The 18,209-nt window shown below is 57.2% G+C and carries 13 protein-coding genes and 3 pseudogenes; 9 read left to right on the top strand and 7 right to left on the bottom strand.

Annotated elements, in window-relative coordinates; all coding sequences use genetic code 11:
* Nucleotides 1-431 precede the first annotated feature (431 nt).
* Both BMZ43_RS27475 and BMZ43_RS26950 read left to right on the top strand, forming a co-directional pair.
* Nucleotides 432-719, top strand: a pseudogene (locus BMZ43_RS27475) (copper resistance protein B).
* A 312-nt stretch (nucleotides 720-1,031) separates the two neighbouring features.
* Nucleotides 1,032-1,338: pseudogene (locus BMZ43_RS26950) on the top strand (copper resistance protein CopC); the annotation flags it as partial.
* 361 nt (nucleotides 1,339-1,699) lie between these two features.
* Here BMZ43_RS26950 and cueR read toward each other — a convergent pair.
* A complete protein-coding gene (cueR, locus tag BMZ43_RS18510; protein ID WP_093255607.1) occupies nucleotides 1,700-2,104 on the bottom strand; it encodes a Cu(I)-responsive transcriptional regulator in 405 nt (134 codons plus the stop codon).
* Complete coding sequence (locus BMZ43_RS18505; RefSeq protein WP_093255600.1) at nucleotides 2,101-4,485, bottom strand: heavy metal translocating P-type ATPase; 2,385 nt, start codon at nucleotides 4,483-4,485, stop codon at nucleotides 2,101-2,103. The genes cueR and BMZ43_RS18505 overlap by 4 nt, the downstream gene beginning before the upstream one ends.
* A gap of 154 nt (nucleotides 4,486-4,639) precedes the next feature.
* Between BMZ43_RS18505 and BMZ43_RS18500 the strand changes: the two genes are divergently transcribed.
* A complete protein-coding gene (locus BMZ43_RS18500) occupies nucleotides 4,640-4,837 on the top strand; it encodes a heavy-metal-associated domain-containing protein (RefSeq protein ID WP_093255596.1) in 198 nt (65 codons plus the stop codon).
* 231 nt (nucleotides 4,838-5,068) lie between these two features.
* Nucleotides 5,069-5,747: pseudogene (locus BMZ43_RS18495) on the top strand (response regulator).
* Between the two features lie 651 nt (nucleotides 5,748-6,398).
* On the opposite strand, the gene BMZ43_RS26145 reads toward BMZ43_RS18495, so the two are convergent.
* From BMZ43_RS26145 to BMZ43_RS18475, 5 genes are all read right to left on the bottom strand, one after another.
* Nucleotides 6,399-6,611, bottom strand: a complete 213-nt coding sequence (locus BMZ43_RS26145; protein ID WP_143075282.1) for a hypothetical protein — start codon at nucleotides 6,609-6,611, stop codon at nucleotides 6,399-6,401.
* Between the two features lie 1,419 nt (nucleotides 6,612-8,030).
* Nucleotides 8,031-8,297 carry a copper-binding protein gene (locus BMZ43_RS18490; protein ID WP_256563025.1) on the bottom strand — a complete coding sequence of 89 codons (267 nt, stop codon included), beginning with the start codon at nucleotides 8,295-8,297 and terminating at the stop codon, nucleotides 8,031-8,033.
* A complete protein-coding gene (locus BMZ43_RS18485; protein ID WP_093255593.1) occupies nucleotides 8,294-11,452 on the bottom strand; it encodes an efflux RND transporter permease subunit in 3,159 nt (1,052 codons plus the stop codon). Before BMZ43_RS18485 ends, BMZ43_RS18490 begins: the two co-directional genes overlap by 4 nt.
* The gene (locus BMZ43_RS18480) at nucleotides 11,449-12,909 is read right to left on the bottom strand and encodes an efflux RND transporter periplasmic adaptor subunit (protein ID WP_093255589.1); all 1,461 of its coding nucleotides are present in this window, start codon (nucleotides 12,907-12,909) and stop codon (nucleotides 11,449-11,451) included. Before BMZ43_RS18480 ends, BMZ43_RS18485 begins: the two co-directional genes overlap by 4 nt.
* Nucleotides 12,906-14,156, bottom strand: a complete 1,251-nt coding sequence (locus BMZ43_RS18475; protein WP_093255586.1) for a TolC family protein — start codon at nucleotides 14,154-14,156, stop codon at nucleotides 12,906-12,908. The genes BMZ43_RS18480 and BMZ43_RS18475 overlap by 4 nt, the downstream gene beginning before the upstream one ends.
* Nucleotides 14,157-14,407: 251 nt before the next feature.
* On the opposite strand from BMZ43_RS18475, the gene BMZ43_RS27085 reads away from it, so the two are divergent.
* The 5 genes from BMZ43_RS27085 to BMZ43_RS18450 all read left to right on the top strand — a co-directional run bounded on the left by BMZ43_RS27085 (nucleotide 14,408) and on the right by BMZ43_RS18450 (nucleotide 18,196).
* A complete protein-coding gene (locus BMZ43_RS27085; protein WP_177344828.1) occupies nucleotides 14,408-14,560 on the top strand; it encodes a hypothetical protein in 153 nt (50 codons plus the stop codon).
* Between the two features lie 1,106 nt (nucleotides 14,561-15,666).
* The gene (locus BMZ43_RS18465) at nucleotides 15,667-16,371 is read left to right on the top strand and encodes a hypothetical protein (protein ID WP_093255581.1); all 705 of its coding nucleotides are present in this window, start codon (nucleotides 15,667-15,669) and stop codon (nucleotides 16,369-16,371) included.
* A 12-nt stretch (nucleotides 16,372-16,383) separates the two neighbouring features.
* Nucleotides 16,384-17,136 carry a TIGR03759 family integrating conjugative element protein gene (locus BMZ43_RS18460; RefSeq protein WP_093255578.1) on the top strand — a complete coding sequence of 251 codons (753 nt, stop codon included), beginning with the start codon at nucleotides 16,384-16,386 and terminating at the stop codon, nucleotides 17,134-17,136.
* Nucleotides 17,133-17,699: a lysozyme family protein gene (locus BMZ43_RS18455; protein ID WP_093255575.1), complete on the top strand. Its 567-nt coding sequence runs from the start codon at nucleotides 17,133-17,135 to the stop codon at nucleotides 17,697-17,699. The genes BMZ43_RS18460 and BMZ43_RS18455 overlap by 4 nt, the downstream gene beginning before the upstream one ends.
* Entirely contained in the window at nucleotides 17,696-18,196 is a 501-nt protein-coding gene (locus tag BMZ43_RS18450) for an integrating conjugative element protein (RefSeq protein ID WP_093255572.1), read from the top strand. The genes BMZ43_RS18455 and BMZ43_RS18450 overlap by 4 nt, the downstream gene beginning before the upstream one ends.
* Nucleotides 18,197-18,209: the final 13 nt, after the last annotated feature.

Below are 18,209 nucleotides of genomic sequence, written 5' to 3'. Positions count from 1 at the left end.
ATCTAGGATCTGCCAATAAAAGCCAAGACTTACATGCAATCCCTCAGCGCCTGCTCACCAGAATGCTGGTGAACTACGAAATCCAGCCTGACCGAAGGTCGCGGCACTACTATAAGATGTCATGAAGCATAAATAGCTTACAAGGGCGCTACCATAAGGAGCTGGCTCCAAAGCTATGGTTGTATGCTTGACCGAGCTTACAGAAATGTGATCGCGGGATCCACATTGCAATATCTTCTTTAATGACGGCGGTCTCACGTGCCTAGCCATAACAGGCAATGCGATGCGATTCAGCGAATGGATCATATTCGAAGGCAAGGTATGAACCATAGCCGAATAATGAATCGATTAAGCAAATAATAGCTTTGCTCAATGAACTTAAGCGGCAAGACGCTGACAATGCAAGCGCGTTTAGATAAGATGTCATCGGCGTGACTGGTAATGACATCAACAGGCTTAGGGCCCGTGCGGAAGGCGAGGACCTTAACGGCAAGACTGAAGAGGCAAAGGTACAGGCCCTGTATGGGCATACTGTTAAAATCTAGTAAGATGTTGTTACGGGCATTTGCTAGGACTTAAAGCCGGGTAAACCGCAGATCTGGGCAGCATTTGGTCTTCGGGGCCTGGCGTCGTATAACTTTGGAGCTGAAGCCACAGCCTTTATTGACAAAAGCGGGCAAACAGCATTGCGCTTTGAAGGCACTACGACGTTCTCCTGACAAATCGGCCCATCTAGCAACACACCGTATTGTCAATCTATACGGAAAGAATGACGCGTAGAGGGATATGGGGGCGGGGCTGGCCGAAAGCGAAGTGGTGGACGAATTCTCTACAGAATCCGCTGCTAGGTTGCTCCATATACCGGTATGACTTGGAACCAGCCATATGGGAATACTGCCGCTTATGCCGGCGACGAGGGCGAAGATCACAGTGAAGCCCGCTTGGTCCCCCTGCGTACGCATTTGCGTATAACACTTACCTCCATCCGGCAACCTCCTAATCGAGTACTTGTCTGTTTTAAAGTGCGTTTCATGTCTCCTTTAAAGTCTACCGGTATCGCCACAACCATTACTGCTTGCATGCTCGCAAGCGCGGTGGATCGAGCACATCCGAAGCTTATGGCTTCTACGCCTGCGCAAGGAACTGAAGGCATTGCCCCCAAGAAAATTGAACATCATTTATCAGGGACCATGTAACTCCACTTTCCGGTTCCAAGCTAATCAATACTGATATGCCTGACACGGGTAATTCTCCTATGCCAGTAAAAGCAAGCGTGGTCGGAGGTAGCGGTCCCAAAGCGATAGGCATTCCCCTACTTCGCTGCTAACGAACGGCAGCTAGAAGGTAGAGTGGCGCAAGATCTCGTCCGACACCCATCTCATCACTTGTCGCGATTTTCAAGGTGATATAAGCATGGCCGATCCGCTTAACGGCGCGCCTCGCTTCACTCTTTACATAGAACTAATAGCGCGTTTTGGCGCAGCTCAGTTTCAGATTGTATAGTCTGAGGGAGCCTGCGCGGCAATCATTTGTTGTTTTAAAATTTAGGCCACTATTCGCTAGGACAGCATTGCTAGGAGCCATGTTGCCCCCTGCCCCTGTTACAAATGACTAGAGCCATGAGTAATACTACCGAATGGGAGGAGCTTTATATACGCCATATCCAAATGCAAAGATGGAAGCCTCCCAATGCCTGAACCTACACTGATTTGCCCCTGACTCCGGCCAACGAGTCAAGGATGGCGCAGGCAGAGTCTTCGTTGCCCTGGCATTCATCGATCAAGGCCTGCAGCGTGTCGCGTAGGCTGATGAACTCCTCGATCTTGCAGTTCAAGTCCTGCACATGAGCGCTAGCCAGCGCTTTTACGTCGGCACTGGCGCGGTGTCGGTCGCGTTGCAGTTCGAGTAGGGTACCGACTTCTTCTAAGGAAAAGCCCAGGTCTCGGGCACGTTTGAGAAAAGCTAGGGTATCCAGATCAGCAGCCTGGTACTGCCGATACCCGCTTGCCGTTCGTATGGCCGGTTTAAGCAAACCAATGCTTTCGTAATAGCGCAGCATCTTGGGCGTTAGACCACTGGCCTGTGCAGCTTGGCTGATATTCATAGCGTGCTGCCCAATGCCGGTTGCCAGCGTTTGAGCAGCAAAGCATTGCTCACTACACTTACGCTTGAAAAAGCCATGGCGGCACCGGCAAAAACAGGATCGAGCAGGCCGAACGCTGCCAGTGGAATACCGATTACGTTATAAACGAAGGCCCAGAACAGATTCTGGCGGATTTTATAGTAGGTGCGCCGCGCAATATCCAGCGCTGCCGGTACAAGTCGGGGATCACTGCGCAGCAGTGTGATTCCGGCAGCATGCATGGCCACATCGGTACCGCTGCCCATGGCAATGCCGACATCAGCAGCCGCCAGGGCGGGCGCATCATTGATACCATCGCCGACCATGGCCACCTGCATGCCCTTCGCCTTGAGACTTGCAACGACGGCCGCCTTTTCCGCCGGCAGTACCTGGGCATGAATGTCCTTAATGCCCGCCTGATCGGCGACCTGCCTGGCACTGCTCCAGGTATCCCCGGTAATCAAATGGCTACTAATTTGACGTGAGGCCAACGCCGCTACCGCCTCCTGAGCACCTGGCTTAAGCGCATCGCCAAACGCAAGCAGGGCAAGCACCCTGGGCTCAGCGCCTTGCTCGATCAACCAGGACAAGGTCCGGCCTTCGTCGTCCCATTGGCGAGCTTGTTCAGCTAATACGCCTTGATCAAGCCCTAGCTCTTCGAGCAACCGGCCATTGCCTAAGGCAAGTTGCCGGCCTTCGACAGAGCCTTGGACGCCGCGACCAGGCAGCGCACGGACGCTGTTAGCTACGGGGATATCAAGGCCGCGTTCGCTACAGGCGGTCAGAACAGCGCTACCCAAGGGATGTTCACTACCTCGTTGCAGGCGGCCCGCCAGCGACAAGGCTTCGGCTTCGGGGATCAAAGCTACCGCCATATGAACCAGGTGGGGCTGCCCTGAGGTAAGGGTACCGGTCTTGTCAAAGGCCACCGCTTGCACCGCATGAGCCACTTCCAAGGTTTGTGCATCCTTAATCAGGATGCCATGCCGTGCGGCAACGCCAGTGCCTGCCATAATTGCGGTGGGAGTGGCCAAGCCCAAGGCACAAGGGCAGGCAATGACCAGTACGGCCACAGCGTTGATCAGCGCCGTCTCCCAGTCGCTCCCTGCCAGCAGCCAGCCCACAAGCGTTACCAGGGCAATACCGAGCACTACCGGCACGAAAATTTCGCTGACCTTGTCTACCAGGCGTTGAATAGGCGCCTTGGCTGCCTGCGCGTCTTCAACCAGACGTATGATCCGTGCCAGTACGCTTTCCCCGCCCAGGGCTGTGACCTGGACGATAAGCGTGCCTTCACCGTTGATAGAGCCACCAATGACCTTGTCGCCGGCTTTTTTGGCCATCGGCCGGCTCTCCCCGCTGATCAGGGCCTCATCTGTATGGCTATCGCCCGCCTCGATGACTCCATCCACCGGGATACGCTCGCCGGGCCTGACCCGTACGCGCTCATCCAGGCGTAAGTCAGCCACCGCAACGTCCTGCTCGCGGCCATCAGCGTCCAGACGTAGGGCGCGTTCGGGCCGCAACCCCTGAAGCGCACGTATGGCTTCGCCGGTCTGTCGTTTAGCACGGCTTTCAAGGTATTTACCCAGACGGACCAGGCCAATCACGACAGCAGCAGCCTCCAGGTACAGGTGTGGGGTATGACCCGGCATAGCGGTTATGGCTTCATACACGCTCAAGCCATAAGCCGCGCTGGTTCCCAAGGCGACGAGTAGGTCCATGTTGCCAGTGCGCGCCCGTAGTGCTTTCCAGGCGGCGCGGTAAAAACGGGCACCGAGCAGGAATTGCACCGGTGTCGCCAAAGTGAACTGAAGCCACACCGGCAACATGACGTGAATGCCTAACGGTTGCAGCAGCATGGGCAGCACGAGCGGAGCGGCCAGTAGCATGGCAGCGATCAATGCCCAGCGCTCCTGTACCAGTTGAGTATCTACAACGGCTGGGGCAATGGTAGTAAGAGGTTGCGCTTGGTAGCCTGCGTCTCTTACAGTGGCAATCAACGCCTGTACAGAGGTGCCTGCCACGGCATTGACATGGGCCTGTTCAGTAGCCAGATTGACGCTGACTTCACCCACCCCGGGCACTTGGCGTAAAGCTCGTTCGACGCGGTTAACACAACTGGCACAGGTCATGCCGGTGATGCCTAATACCAGGATTTCGTCCGGGACTTGGTAACCGGCGCGGGTAACCGCCTCGCGTAAAGCCGGCATTGCGTCTTCCGGCGCCTGAATGCGGGTCTGCTCGCTGGCCAGATTCACGCTGGCTTCCTGTACGCCCGCCACTTTCTTCAGCGCACGCTCCACGCGACCGGCACAGGCGGCACAGGTCATTCCTTGGATGGGTAAATTAAATTCAGCCATGACGGATTCCTCGCTATCAATGGGTAGAGGATCAACCTTGACCTCATGTAAAGGTCAACCTCATCCGCACCTAATCCTTCAGAACAGAAGGGGCTTGACCTTGACCTTGTGTCAACGTTGAAAGTAACGCAACCCCATGTTTTGGAGACTCGCTATGTATCAGTTCAACGTGCAGGGCATGAATTGCGGTCATTGTGTTAAATCGATCACCGCAGCGATTATGGCTCTGGACAGTGACGCAACGGTCGATGTGGCCTTAGCAAGCCGCACCGTACGGGTTCAAAGCAGCCATCCAGCGCAGGCCCTGCTCGAGGCGATCCAGGGAAAAGGCTATCCCGCTAAGCTCGCCTGATTCCACGCACTTAGCTTCGGTTCAGACTTTACTCGGACGTTTCTCGGCAACGAAATGGCGCCTAGGCCGGCGCCAGAAACCAAGGAGTGGAGGTCTCGGAAGTTAGCTGAACCAAGACTACCCCTTGGTGGCTGGCGTACGCCTGATAGGCTAACTACATTTGTGTGAGATGGCACGATACCTGAAGGTTAGGCAGCAGACTGAATCACGTTTGTAAATGAGGTTGCTGTCATGAAACTGTTGGTGGCGGAAGACCAACGCAAGACCGGCATGTATCTGCAGCAGGGCATGATCGAAGCTGAATTTAGTGTAGATCGGATAATGACCGGTACCGAGGCCCAAGCTAGGCACTGAATGAAGCCTACGACCTGCTTATCCTAGATGTGATATTGCCAGGCCTTGATGGCTGTGCCGTCATTAAGAATGCGCGACGCTAGACAGTCCGTCCCGTGTTGTTTCTCACAGCTCGAGACGGAGTGGATGATCCGGTGAAAGGACTTGAACTGGGAGCTTATGACTAACTAATAAAGCCTTTTGCTTTCTCGGAGCTGCTGGCGTGCGTGCGAAGCCTATTGCGTCGGGGCAGTACTGCCTGGGCTCAGACGACCATGCAGACAAGCGATCTTCAGGTTGACTTACTTAAGAGCAGGACAGTCCGTTCAAGCAAAGGATTGATCTCACAACGAAGGAATTTGCCATACTAAAACTTCTTATGCGCGGAAGGGCCGAAATATTACCAAATTCACCTATCGCTTCATAGGTCTGGGACACGAATTTTGACAGCAAGACGAACGTAATTGAAATGGCGATCCGGATACTGCATGCCAATATGGATAACGGTTTCGACCGAAATTTAGCCTATAGATCGCGCGGCACGAGTTATACGCTTGACACGCAGGAAGACTTATAAAGCTTAGATCACTGACACCACGCTCGACCATCCAGTTTGTAGCTTCAATCTTAACGGTACGAATAGTAGTAGCATAGCATTCAATAACCTGAGCGGGCACCACCTCAGCGCCATGGATAAGTAGATGCTTCTTGAGAAATTCAAAGCAGCGCGACTAACATTTATTAGTAGCCATAGCAGAAGATCGTTATCACCAGGGTACAGCTATACACCCACCAAGTGTCCATCCAGCGCTATCCGCAATAGTACTGACGTCAGACGCATCAATCATATTTTCTACCTAGCCTCGCCTTAAGTTTATTCTGCTAATGTAGGCGAATTACCTGAAGACATATGAGAACGGAGGCACGAAGGTCAGCTCTACTGCGGACTAAGCTCTAATATAGATTCAGACGCGAATTCTCTGTATTTTATATCGCACGAAAAGACCGCGCTATTGGCCTACTAATCGCATTTCGAGATAACGCAGACATCCTCTAAAAGCAATAGTCCCGACCTCCCTGCCCCACAACCATAGTCCACACCACCCTCTAAACTACTACAGAAACCAATTAATACCAAAATTGCTCAACAATATCTAGCCATCCATTTCAGCATGGGTGTACAAAAACGTCTCAAACTTCAACACTGAAGGACCTTCCTGTTTAATTTTTAATTCATATTATTTTGAAAGCGAGCATCAACTGAAGCCGCCTTTTCTGATTGAAAAGGGACCCGGGTGCTTCCGTCTGCCCCACCAAATATGCTCTCTTGACCCGCTTCGGCAATAGATGGCGAGCCTGTCTTACCATGCTTAGACTCTGGCTTCGCTAGAGCAGAAGCGCTAAATCCTACGAAAAAAATTATAACAATTACTGCTTTCATACTGCCTCCTATAAATCTAGACAACTCTTGCATCACGCATCGCATATTAACTAATTAACCTTGCAGCAAAATGACTCAAAAATTACAATCATGTCAGATACCTCCTAAAAAAGCGCACACCTTAAAAACATTAAAATTAGAATTCGATCATAACCCTTACTAGCCTTTGCCTATTCTTGAGTGCTCAGGCCGCTTATAGAAACGCCCTGCCTCTTCAAGTCAACCTTGCATCTCCACATAAGACACTTCCAGTTTTACAGGCAGCAGGGCCAAAATTACAGTTAGATATATATATCGCAACCTCTGCCATGTCTTAGCTTTTAGTCTGAACCGACACTGACTCGCAGTGGGAGTTTCTGGCACGGGTACGGCTATCGAAACATAGGTGGACGCAATTGTCGCTAAGCTGCGCAAATCCCGAAAACCGCGTACCATTCGAGCGTGATTGGAAGTCTACGCGTGTAAATATCGTAGCCACGCTTCGTCTTAACCCCTAATTTTTAGTTAGCTTCTCAGGCAAGTGATCATCTTGAACGGCAAAAGGTCGGCTGCTAACCGACCCGCTGAAAGCGTGATAATCATTAAGAACACGTCGGCTTGGCTGGCTCTCGCCAGCTGTACGAATTTGCAGCAGAATCGCGCACGTTAGCAGTAGCAAAACGAAGCGTTGCGGTATTAACCATAAAACGATTGCAAACCTTCATTCCTGATAAGCACCTAAATCGAGGCCTGGCAAAGCGCGCAGGTAAATCCAGGCAAAAAATTAATTCACTCACCTGTAACATTAAATTAATTTATTTTTAGAATCCACCATGAGCCGAGCCTGACCCTCCCCACATAAAAGCAACTCAACCGGCATTTGTCCTTGCAGACACCGCTATTTTCTTAGGAGACAAGTATTAAAATATGATCGGCATGGATGATCATATTCACCCCCACCATAAACGCTATCATAGATTGTGAAGAATCTATGACGCATTTAAAAACCCAACTTAATAGCCACCAACGGCGATTTTGGCTTTCAATACAAAGCTCACACAACTTATTAATTATCAAATTAAACGACTATCGCAGAAAGATTAATCGCAACGTCACTTGGGACCGAAAACTTTAGCTCTGAGATAGGGCAACTAGCTACAACTTGATTCACCCAACATTATAGCGCATCATACGAAACAAGGCTCCAATGCCGTCTATTTCCTCTTCCTTTCTTAGGCTCGAGTAGCGCGATTAATAAAAATGGAGCTCGGACGCCTGGTGCTGCTGCACATCGTGAACGACATAGGACTGGTCATCGCTGGCATAACCCAGTCCTATGGAGCGGCTTAAAGAGTCACAGCTTAATAAGGCTCAAGATTTTCGTGACATTTCCTTCCATACGGAATTTGAATGTCACCTTGTCGCCTACATTAAAGTTTTTCAACTGTGCAGGCTCAGCTTGGAAGCCATTGTCATCGATGGCCATTTCAGCTCTGCTACCGGGCCGTGAGCCACCGTGATTTTCCCGCTTTGAGGATCTAGAGCCTTTATTGTCCCCTCAGCACGCGCAGTAGGTGCCGCCTGGCTGCCTTGGTCACCCTTGACAGAAGCTGGCATCTTTTTCATCTCCATACCGTCCATGTCCTGGGCGTGCACACTGGCGGAGAAAGCCGTGACCAGCCCGGCGATGGCGATTAGCTTTTTCATAGAATTTCTCCTGAGATGTTGGGGGTAGTTACAGCAAGTCCACGGCGATGGATCAGCCAGTACGCCGCAGGAATCACAAAAAGGGAAAGCAAGGGGGCGGTGAGCATGCCGCCCACCATGGGCACCGCGATGCGGCTCATGACCTCGCTGCCGGTACCGCTACTCCAGAGGATGGGCAGCAGGCCTGCAACAATGACCGCCACCGTCATTGCCTTGGGTCTGATGCGTTGCACCGCGCCCTCACGGATCGCGTCGAGCAGCGCTGCTCGTGTGGCTTCGCCTTTGGCCTGACGCTCAGTCCAAGCGTTATTCAGGTAGATAAGCATGATCACCCCAAATTCCGCCGCTACTCCCGCCAGGGCAATGAAACCAACGCCTGTGGCCACGGACAGGTTGTAGCCCAGCAGGTACAGCAGCCAAACGCCCCCAGTTAAAGCGAACGGTAGCGTGCCCATGATGAGCAACGCCTCACCGAGGCGCCCAAAGGTCAGATAGAGCAGCACGAAGATAATGGCCAGCGTCGCCGGCACCACCCAGGCCAGACGGGCGTTCGCCCGCTCCAGGTACTCGAACTGGCCGGAGTAGTTCAAGCTCATGCCTGGATCGAGCTTCACCTCGCTGTTGACCGCCTGACGTATGTCTGCGACAGCAGACGATAGGTCCCGGCCGCGCACATCGATGTATACCCAGCCCGAGAGACGAGCATTCTCGCTCTTGAGCATGGGCGGGCCATCAGCGATACGTATACGGGCCACGCTGCCGAGGGTCAGTTGGCCGCCCTGCGAGGTGTAGATCGGCAGCTGACGCAACGCCTCCACGGAATCACGCCATTCGCGTGGATAGCGCACGCTGATGGGATAGCGGGCCAACCCTTCAACCGTTTCCCCGATGGTTTCGCCACCAATGGCGCCTGCGACAATGGCCTGTACGTCGGTGATGTTCAGGCCGTAACGGGCTGCGGCATGGCGGTCGATATCCAGATCAATGTAGCGGCCGCCAGTCAAACGCTCTGCCAGCGCCGAAGTCACTCCAGACACCTTTTTCGCTGCCCGCTCCACAGCGAGGGTAGCCCGGTCTATCTGGGCCAAGTCGCTGCCGGCAACCTTCACGCCGATCGGGCTCTTGATGCCGGTGGCCAGCATATCGATGCGGTTGCGAATGGGCGGGATCCAGATGTTGGTCAGCCCAGGCACACGCACAGTGCGATCAAGCTCCTCGATGAGTTTCTCCGTGGTCATTCCTGGACGCCACTCACTCTTGGGCTTGAGCCGAACGGTGGTCTCGAACATCTCCAGCGGTGCCGGGTCGGTAGCGGACTCGGCGCGGCCGGCTTTACCAAAGACACTGGCCACTTCGGGAACGGTTCGAATCAGACGATCCGTTCGCTGCAACAGCTCCGAAGCTTTCTGCGCCGAGAGTCCAGGCAAGGCTGAGGGCATGTAGAGCAGATCACCTTCATCGAGCGGAGGAAGGAACTCGCCCCCGAGATGATTCAACGGCCACAGACTGCTGAGCAGGATGAACAATGCTCCAGCGAGAGTAACCAGAGGCCGGCGCAGGACGACCTCCAATGCCGGACGATACAGCCGAATGAGGCCCCGGTTGAGCGGGTTGCGCTGTTCCTCAGGCAGTGGCCCTCTGATCCAGTACCCCATCAGCACCGGAATCAGGGTCACCGATAGCGCAGCCGCCGCTGCCATTGCGTAGGTCTTGGTAAAGGCCAGGGGTGCGAAGAGACGCCCTTCCTGGGCTTGCAGCGTGAACACCGGGATGAACGAAAGCGTGATGATCATTAGGCTGAAGAACAGTGCCGGCCCTACCTCGACGGCCGCCTCCGTCACTACCCTCCAATGCGCTTCGCCTCGCAACGGCTGACCAGGATGTCGGGCATGCCAAACCTCAACGCGTTTGTGGGCGTTCTCGATCATGACCACGGCAGCATCCACCATCGCGCCGATGGCAATTGCTATACCACCGAGTGACATGATGTTGGCGTTGATGCCCTGATGACGCATGACGATCAGCGCTATCAGGATTCCCACAGGCAGCGAAACGATAGCCACCAGTGACGAGCGCAGGTGCCAGAGAAAGGCTGCGCATACCAACGCCACTACCACGAATTCCTCGATCAGCTTGTGACTGAGGTTCTCCACGGCACGGTCGATCAACTGGCTGCGGTCGTAGACGGTGACAAGTTCCACCCCGGCTGGCAGGGCTTTCTTAAGGGTTTCGAGCTTGGCATTGACGTGCGCGATGGCCTCACGAGCATTCTTCCCGCTGCGCAGGATCACCACACCTCCTACGGCTTCGCCGAGGCCGTCCAGTTCGCCTATGCCTCTGCGGGCTTCCGGACCTATCTGCACCGTAGCGACGTCACCTAATGTCACCGGCACGCCCTTGGTAGCCAGTCGCAGGGGTATCGCTCTGAAATCATCCAGCGATCGCAGGTAGCCGGCCGCACGTACCATGAATTCCGCTTCGCCTTGCTCCAGTACACCGCCACCGGTCTCCTGGTTAGCCTTGCCTATAGCCTCCACCACCTCAGCCTGGGTGATACCGAGGCTGGCCATACGCAGCGGATCGAGCACGACTTGGTACTGCTTAACCATACCGCCGATGGTGGCCACCTCAGCGACATCCGGCACGGTCTTGAGCTCATAGCGCAGGAACCAGTCCTGCAGGCTGCGCAGTTGCGACAGGTCATGGCCGCCGTTGCGATCGACCAACGCATACTGATAAATCCAGCCCACCCCAGTGGCGTCAGGGCCCAGTACCGGCTTGGCTGCCGCAGGTAGTCGCGATTGAGCCTGGCTCAGGTACTCAAGCACCCGTGAGCGCGCCCAATACAGATCGGTACCGTCCTCGAACAGCACATAGACGAAGCTGTCACCGAAGGCGGAGAAGCCGCGAACCGTTTTGGCCCCCGGAACCGAGAGCATGGTAGTGGTCAGCGGATAGGTCACCTGATTCTCAACGATCTGGGGAGCCTGGCCTGGATAGGACGTGCGGATGATCACCTGCACGTCCGACAGGTCGGGCAAGGCGTCGATTGGCAGACTACGCACCGAGACGAAGCCCCATGCCACCAGAAACAGCGTGGCGAGGAGCACCAGCACACGGTTGCCTACCGACCAGCGGATCAGTTTGGCAATCATGGTTGGCCCTCCAACACTTTGATCTCATCAACGACCATGCCCTCGTCGCGTTCGCGTATGCCAAAGCGAATCTGCGCACCGACCTTGAGGCCATCAAGGAGAGACTGATCAGCCACAGGGAAGGTCATGGTCATCCCTGGCATACCCAGGGTGATGAAAGGACCGTGGGCAATGGTGAGCTGGGTGCCGTCTATCTGCACGACACGGCCATCCGCTTCATGCAGGGCTGGCCCCGCATTAGGCTGAATACCCTGCGCCGTCGCTGCCTCGATGCCTTTTAAATTAGCGTCGGAGTCCAACAGGAATTGCCCGGACGCGACAATGCGCTGGCCTGCCTGAAGGCCCTGCAATACCGCAACTTTCCCTCTGCTCTCCTGGCCCAACACGACTTCCACCGGCCGGAATCGACCACCGTCTTCAGCCAGCATCACCAGGTCTCGCTTGCCGGTGCGGATGACCGCCTCGGCAGGCACCAAGAGGCTTTGCTCGGCAGACTCGTCGGGATGGAGAGCCACTTGAGCGGTCATCCCAGGACGAAGCCGCCCATCTCGGTTGGGCAACTCGATACGCAAGCGCAACGTGCGGCTCTGCAAATCGGCATCGGCCAATAGTGCAGTCAACTTGCCTGGTATGGGATCGCCAGGGAACGCTGGCAATTGCGCCTGCACAGGCTGGCCTTCGCGAAGGCCTTGAGCCTGGGCTTCCGGCACAGCCGCTTCCAGCCAGACGTTGGCCACTCCATTGATCGTTGCCAAAGTAGCCCCCGGCGTCAGGGTCATTCCGGGTCGCAAATCGAGAGCTTGGATTACACCGGCAGTGGGTGCGGAGAGCGTGACCGAGAGATGCACCTTCCCAGTGCTCGCGACCCGGTTGATCAGGTCGGCCGGCATGCCGGCGAGCACGAGCCGCTGTCGTGCCGCCGCCGTCAGCTGCGCGTCGCCGGAATGCCGCAGCGCCAGGTATTCCTCCTGCAAACCCACCCACTCCGGGGTCAGCACATCGGCTAGCGGAGCGCCTTTGGCAACGATGTCCCCCGTCGCTCGGCCATAGACGCGTTCGACGTAACCGCCAGTTCTGGCCTGCAGCACGCTGAAGTCGCGTTCGTCGAACGTCAGAACGCCGCTCACACTCAGGGTCCGTTCTAGCCGGCCAGCCGTCACCGTTGCCAATCGAATCCCAAGGTTTTGCTGGAGCCCTACCGAGACCTGAACCGCGGGCTGCTCCTCGCCTGCCGTGTCATCCGAATACTTGGGCACGAGCGGCATGTCCATGAACGGCGATTTTCCGGGCGCCGGGAAGTGCTGCTGGGGATACATCGGGTCATACCAGTACAGCGCTTTTTGCTCACCCAATGGCTGCGATGGGGAATACGCACCTCTTCCACTCAGCCAGAAGCCAGCGCCTATCCCAATAGCAAGGGCAGCAGCCACGACGAAACCAATCGACCTATTCCTCATGCCCGTACCTCTCCATAAACGAAATGCAGACGCGCTGCTGTTGCCGCCAGCTGTCCTTGCAGGTCCACATCCTGTAGCAGTGCCTCTACACGCTGCCGGCGTGCCGACAGCACTTCACTCAACGGTGACTTACCGGCGCGGTAGTCCGTTAGAGCGAGGTGTACCCGGTCCTCGGCCAAGGGCAAAAGTGTTTCGCGACTGCGCCGCACTGCCCGTTGCAAGCGTTGGTACTCGGCAAGGTCTGTTTCAAGCTGGGCTTGATGCTCGCGCAGGGCAGCGTCCTGCTCGTCTTCCAACTGGCGAACTTGTGCGCGTCGTGCCGCAATCATCGGGTCTTGCCGTGAGCTGGTGAACAATGGCAACTGGAAGCTGACTTGCAGGCTGACCATATTGCTGAAGTCCGGACCACGGCGCTGATAATCCACCCCCCAGGACCAATCCGATTTCTTTTCCGCCTGAGCCTGGTGTACCTGGGCTTGAGCCTCGCGTGTCATGGCGTTGTAGGTATTGAGCTCCGGATGGGCATGGACGGAGTGCGAGTATTGAGCTGCATCTACAGGCCAGACAGGGAACGTCGGCGCGCCTACTTCAGCGTCCTGCCCAATCCATCGCTTCAGCGCGGCTCGCGCTTGAGCTGACTGACTCAACAGAATGTCTTTCTGCTCGTCCAACTGTGCGGCTTCTTGCTTGGGAGCCAGCGTATCGGCGGTGGAGCCTGCGCCTCCGGCCAGGCGGGCCCGCACCGTGGAAGCCAGCAGCTCGTTTTCTTTGTAGAAGGCGTCGAACTGTTCAAGCTTTCGCTGCACGGTGTACGCAGTAACCCAAGCCTGTGCGGTTGCCGCCCTAACCTTCAGGCGTTCGAAGATCGCCTCGGCATCGGCTCGCTCGACGGTGGCCCGCGCTGACTCTATGCGAGCTTTGCGCTTATCCCGGTTCGGTACTTCTTGGGACAGGCCAACCACCTGCATGGTCATGAAGTCTCTATTTATGCTCCAGCGATCGGTGCCTTCAATCGGCAGGTTTTGTACCCCGAGATTCAGGCGCGGATCGGGTAGTTCGCCAGCTGGAATGACTGCGCTGCGCGCAGCTGATGCTTGCTCCTGGCGGGCCTGTAGAGAGGGAGCGTTGCGTTCAGCCAGTTGCAGCGCTTCATCCAGCGACAGCGTTGCAGCCTGAGCCGAGACAGCCGGCAGCAGTATTAACAGGACGGCCGTGGTTATCCGTCCCTGAAAACGTTGGGGAGTCATGAAAATGATTCCTCGAAAGATCAGCGCCTAGGCGCGTGCCATCGCTCCGCTGCTAGGCGGAACGACTGTGTGAAATTTAGAGGGAATCAGACGCGGGGAGGCCGCCATGGATCGGGGAGAGAGCCTGTCGCTATGCCTACGGCATAGGTATCAGCAGGTCGTGGCTTGGCGAAGGTCAGCCCAGGCGTCAGGAAGCTGAGCTGTACGGTACTGGCAGTCCTGCACTCCTGGCCGACCTTGCACGATTGGGCATGATCGTCAGTCTTACCCAGGTCTCGGTCCTGGCAGCAGTCATGGTCCATACCCGCCATCATTTCGATGCCCATGGCCTGCATTGGGCACGGTTCAGTCGCCGAATCCATGCCCGCCATCCCGTTAAGTGGAAGCGTCACGATGAGCATTAGGATGGTGAGCAGTCGAATGAACCGATTCATGATAGGCGAGTATAGGTTACCTGAGCGAAGCTAGCATTAAGAGGTGGGGCTGCGTTACCAACCGTTCTGAGGCCAATAGTCTGATGTAGAAATTTAAAACTGCTCTGGTGTTGTCTGTTCTTATAAATATTTTAGATAGCTGATGGTGCCCTACAGCCTCGCCTACAACGAGCACCCTAACTAGCCGTAGTCCGGTATTCCACCGTAAGGTGGGCTATCGCATGTGCAGAGCCACACTTTGAAAAGTCCTGCGCTCACACGGTCGGTATCTGGAGTAGCAACCGGGAGGGCAACGATGACGACAGCCAGCTTCCCGTGTGGCGCCGTGGCTATTGTAGTGGTGATAGGATTGCGCTGCCACGGACCGCACCATTGCCTCGTCAGTGCTGGTGTGGGGTGTCGCGGGAGGCGTTAGTGCAGGCGCATGACGGCAACTGGCGCCGCTGCCTGGCCTGCTTGGAGCAACTTCTGCCAATGTTGCAGCAAAGACCGCGCTTGATCTGCACGAACGCTACAGCCATCGTCTAGCTTTATGCATGTTCTGGCTAAGGCGGGGATTGCATCGCCGTATCGCTGGTCAAGGCTGGTTTATTTCGAGCTGTGCAGGAAAACTAGACAGCAGGTCCACGCAGTTGTACCGAGACCTAAAGTGGCCAAGCTAGTACGGTCTGCAAACCAAGGCGCTGTGATGGCGTCCCGACGCCGGTAGTGATTCAAGACGTCCGGAGAGCAGGGTAATCTAGGCTCGCAATGTTGGCCTTGCGCACCTGCCGGCAACTGCTCGCCAACTCCGTCCTGGATGTCTACATAAAAGGTCTGTTGAAAGACTGGACCCATTTCTGAAGGATTCAATAAATACTGGCCGCGCTCCTTTCCTTCCTCTCCCTTCTATCGCGCGCGGCGCGAATGGATAGGGGTGGAGCTCGGGCAAAGGAGCTCAGGAAGTGGGTTGGCGACTGTGCCTTTCCCTCCTCCTCGCAACCTAAAATTTAACCTCCAAAGACCTAGATAAGGTTTCCTGCTGACTCCCTTCCGCGCTTCTGCGACCGTGCACGGCATCCTGTGCGAGGTCCCCTATGAAGCGCCCTTCCCTATCACAAACGCTCGTCGTCACTGGCTTTGCTGCCCTGTCTGGTGCCTGCCTGTATCTCTACGTTGAGCTGTCCCACGTCAATCGCGACCTGAACGCGACGGCTGACCAGAACACGGTGCATGCCATCACCAAGCGTCTGGACAAGATGCAGGACCAGATGGATGGCTTCGCTGGCGGCAAGCCGGTCCAGGATGTGAACTTCCGGGCGAGCCAGCAGGCGCTGTCGCAGCGCATCGATACCGCCCAGGCCATGCTGGTGGAGATCCAGCGCGCCAACCAGACCGCGCTCCAAGGGATGGCCCAGGCGGGCGACCTGGTGGTGCTCGAGGCCAAGCTCGAAGGCCTGCAAAACGATCTGGGGGACCTGCGCAAAAAAGCAGTGGAGCCGGCCAAGGCACCGCCGCCACTGATCGTCCCCAGGCAGCGCAGCACCCCGGCGATCGCTCGTAAGCCCGAGCCGGCCAAGCCGATCGAGACGACTCCTCCCTTCACGGTAGTCGGCATCGAGTACCGCGGCGGTGAGCGCTTCCTCTCCGTCGCTCCGCCCGGCAGCACCCAGCTCAGCGAGCTCTACCTGGTGCGCCCGGGCGACAACGTCGGCGGCACCCGCTGGCGGCTGGCCAATCTCGACGACCGCCAGGTGCAGTTCAGCGTCGACGGCGCGACCCGCACCCTTTCAGTCAAGTAGTAGAGGCAACTCATGCGCCCCCAGTCCCCTCTCTTCCCGGCGAGCCTTGCGATCGCCCTCATACTGCTCTCGCCGTCCGCACCGGCGCTCACCGCAGACCTTGTCGCCCCCCAAGTCTTCTCCGGCGAAACGGGTAGCGCTGAGCGCCACAGCGCGGTCCAGCGTAACGACAGTGCCGTCGCCCAGGAATGGGGCCTGAGCAGTCAGGAATTCCAGCGCTACCGGACCCTGATGCAGGGTAGTCGCGGCGTCTACTCGCCCGGTCTGGATCCGCTCACCGCCCTGGGCATCGAGGCCCAATCCGATGCCGAGCGGCGCCGCTACGCCGAGCTGCAGGTTCGCGCCGAGGCGCAGCGGGTGCAGAAGGAGCTGGCGTATGACCAGGCCTACCGCGACGCCTGGAATAGCCTCTACCCGAACCTGCAGCCGGTGCAGGCCGGCGGCCAGGCGGCGCCTCAAGCCAGCCCAGCCGTACGCGGCAATGGGCGGCTCGCCGTGTTCGTGACCGATAGCTGCGCAGCCTGTACCGAGCGAGTTCAGGCGCTGCAGAGCGCTGGCCAGGCCTTCGACCTCTACCTGATTGGCAGTCAGAACGACGATGCCCGTATCCGCCGCTGGGCCGTGCTCGCCGGCGTCGATCCGGCCAAGGTGCGCGGACGGCAGATTACCCTCAACCACGACGCCGGCCGCTGGGTCCAGCTGGGCCTGGGCGGCGAACTGCCGGCTGTCGTCCGCGAGGTGAATGGGCAATGGCTACGGCAATGATCAAGGCGCTCGGCGCAGCTGTAGCCGGCGTGGCACTTGCGATCGGCGCCCAGGCTTCCGAGACACCGCCGCCCGCCTATCAGCTGGCTGCTCATCAGGCGGGCATTCCCTCCGAGGTGCTGTACTCGGTCGCCCTGCAGGAGAGCGGCGCCCGACTGCGCGGCAGGGGCGCACAACTGGTCCCCTGGCCCTGGACGCTCAATGTCGCCGGCGCCGGCTATCGCTTCGCCACCCGCGCTGATGCCTGCACTGCGCTATTGGTCGCGCTGAGCACCGCCGGCGCCAAGCGCGTCGACGTCGGCATCGCCCAGGTCAACATGGGCTGGAACGGCCATCGGTTCGGCCGTGGCGTTTCGCCCTGTGAAGCGCTCAACCCCTATAAGAACTTGGAAGTCGCCGCGCAGATGCTCGCCGAGCTGCGCGCCCAGGGCGGCGACTGGATCAATGTCGCTGGCCGTTACCACCGTCCCGCCGGCGGCGCCCCGGCTGCCAAGTACCGCGAGCTCTTCGCCAAACACCTGAGCCGGGTTACCGGCGTCACCTTACTGGCCTCGAACCCATGAAGCAGATCCTCCCGCTCCTCATCCTGACTGTGACCCTACCCCTGGCCGCCCAGGCCGCCAGCCTCACCGTGGTCGAAGACCGCGGCGGCATCTCTGCCCTGCCCTACTACCGGAGCCTGAACCCGGAGCCAGCGCAGACACAACGGCAAGCGCCGCTGCCACAGCCTGCCCAGGCCTTAGGCTTCCCCGTGCGATCGCAGCGGCTCACTCCCGGCACAGTCGAGGGGCGCGCACTCAACGCACCTGGCTTGCAGCCCTTCTTCCTGATCGGCGATGACGATCTGTCTCGCCAGTGGCTGGCCAGCTGCAAAGAGATCTTGCAGCGCCTCGGCGCCGCTGGCTTGGCGGTCAATGTCGCCAGCGCTGACCGGCTGGCCGCGATCCGCAGCTGGGCCGCAGGGCTGGCCATCAGTCCCGTCGTCGGTGATGACCTGGCAGCCCGCCTAGGAATCACGCACTACCCCGTACTCATCACCCCCACCGCTCTGGAGCAATAGGAGATCCCAGTGC

The sequence above is a fragment of the Pseudomonas sp. Snoq117.2 genome, from assembly GCF_900110545.1.
In the GTDB taxonomy this organism is placed as follows: Bacteria; Pseudomonadota; Gammaproteobacteria; order Pseudomonadales; family Pseudomonadaceae; genus Chryseomonas; species Chryseomonas benzopyrenica.
The sequence above is the reverse complement of the archived record's forward strand: the minus strand, read 5'-3'. Positions and strand labels throughout refer to the sequence as shown.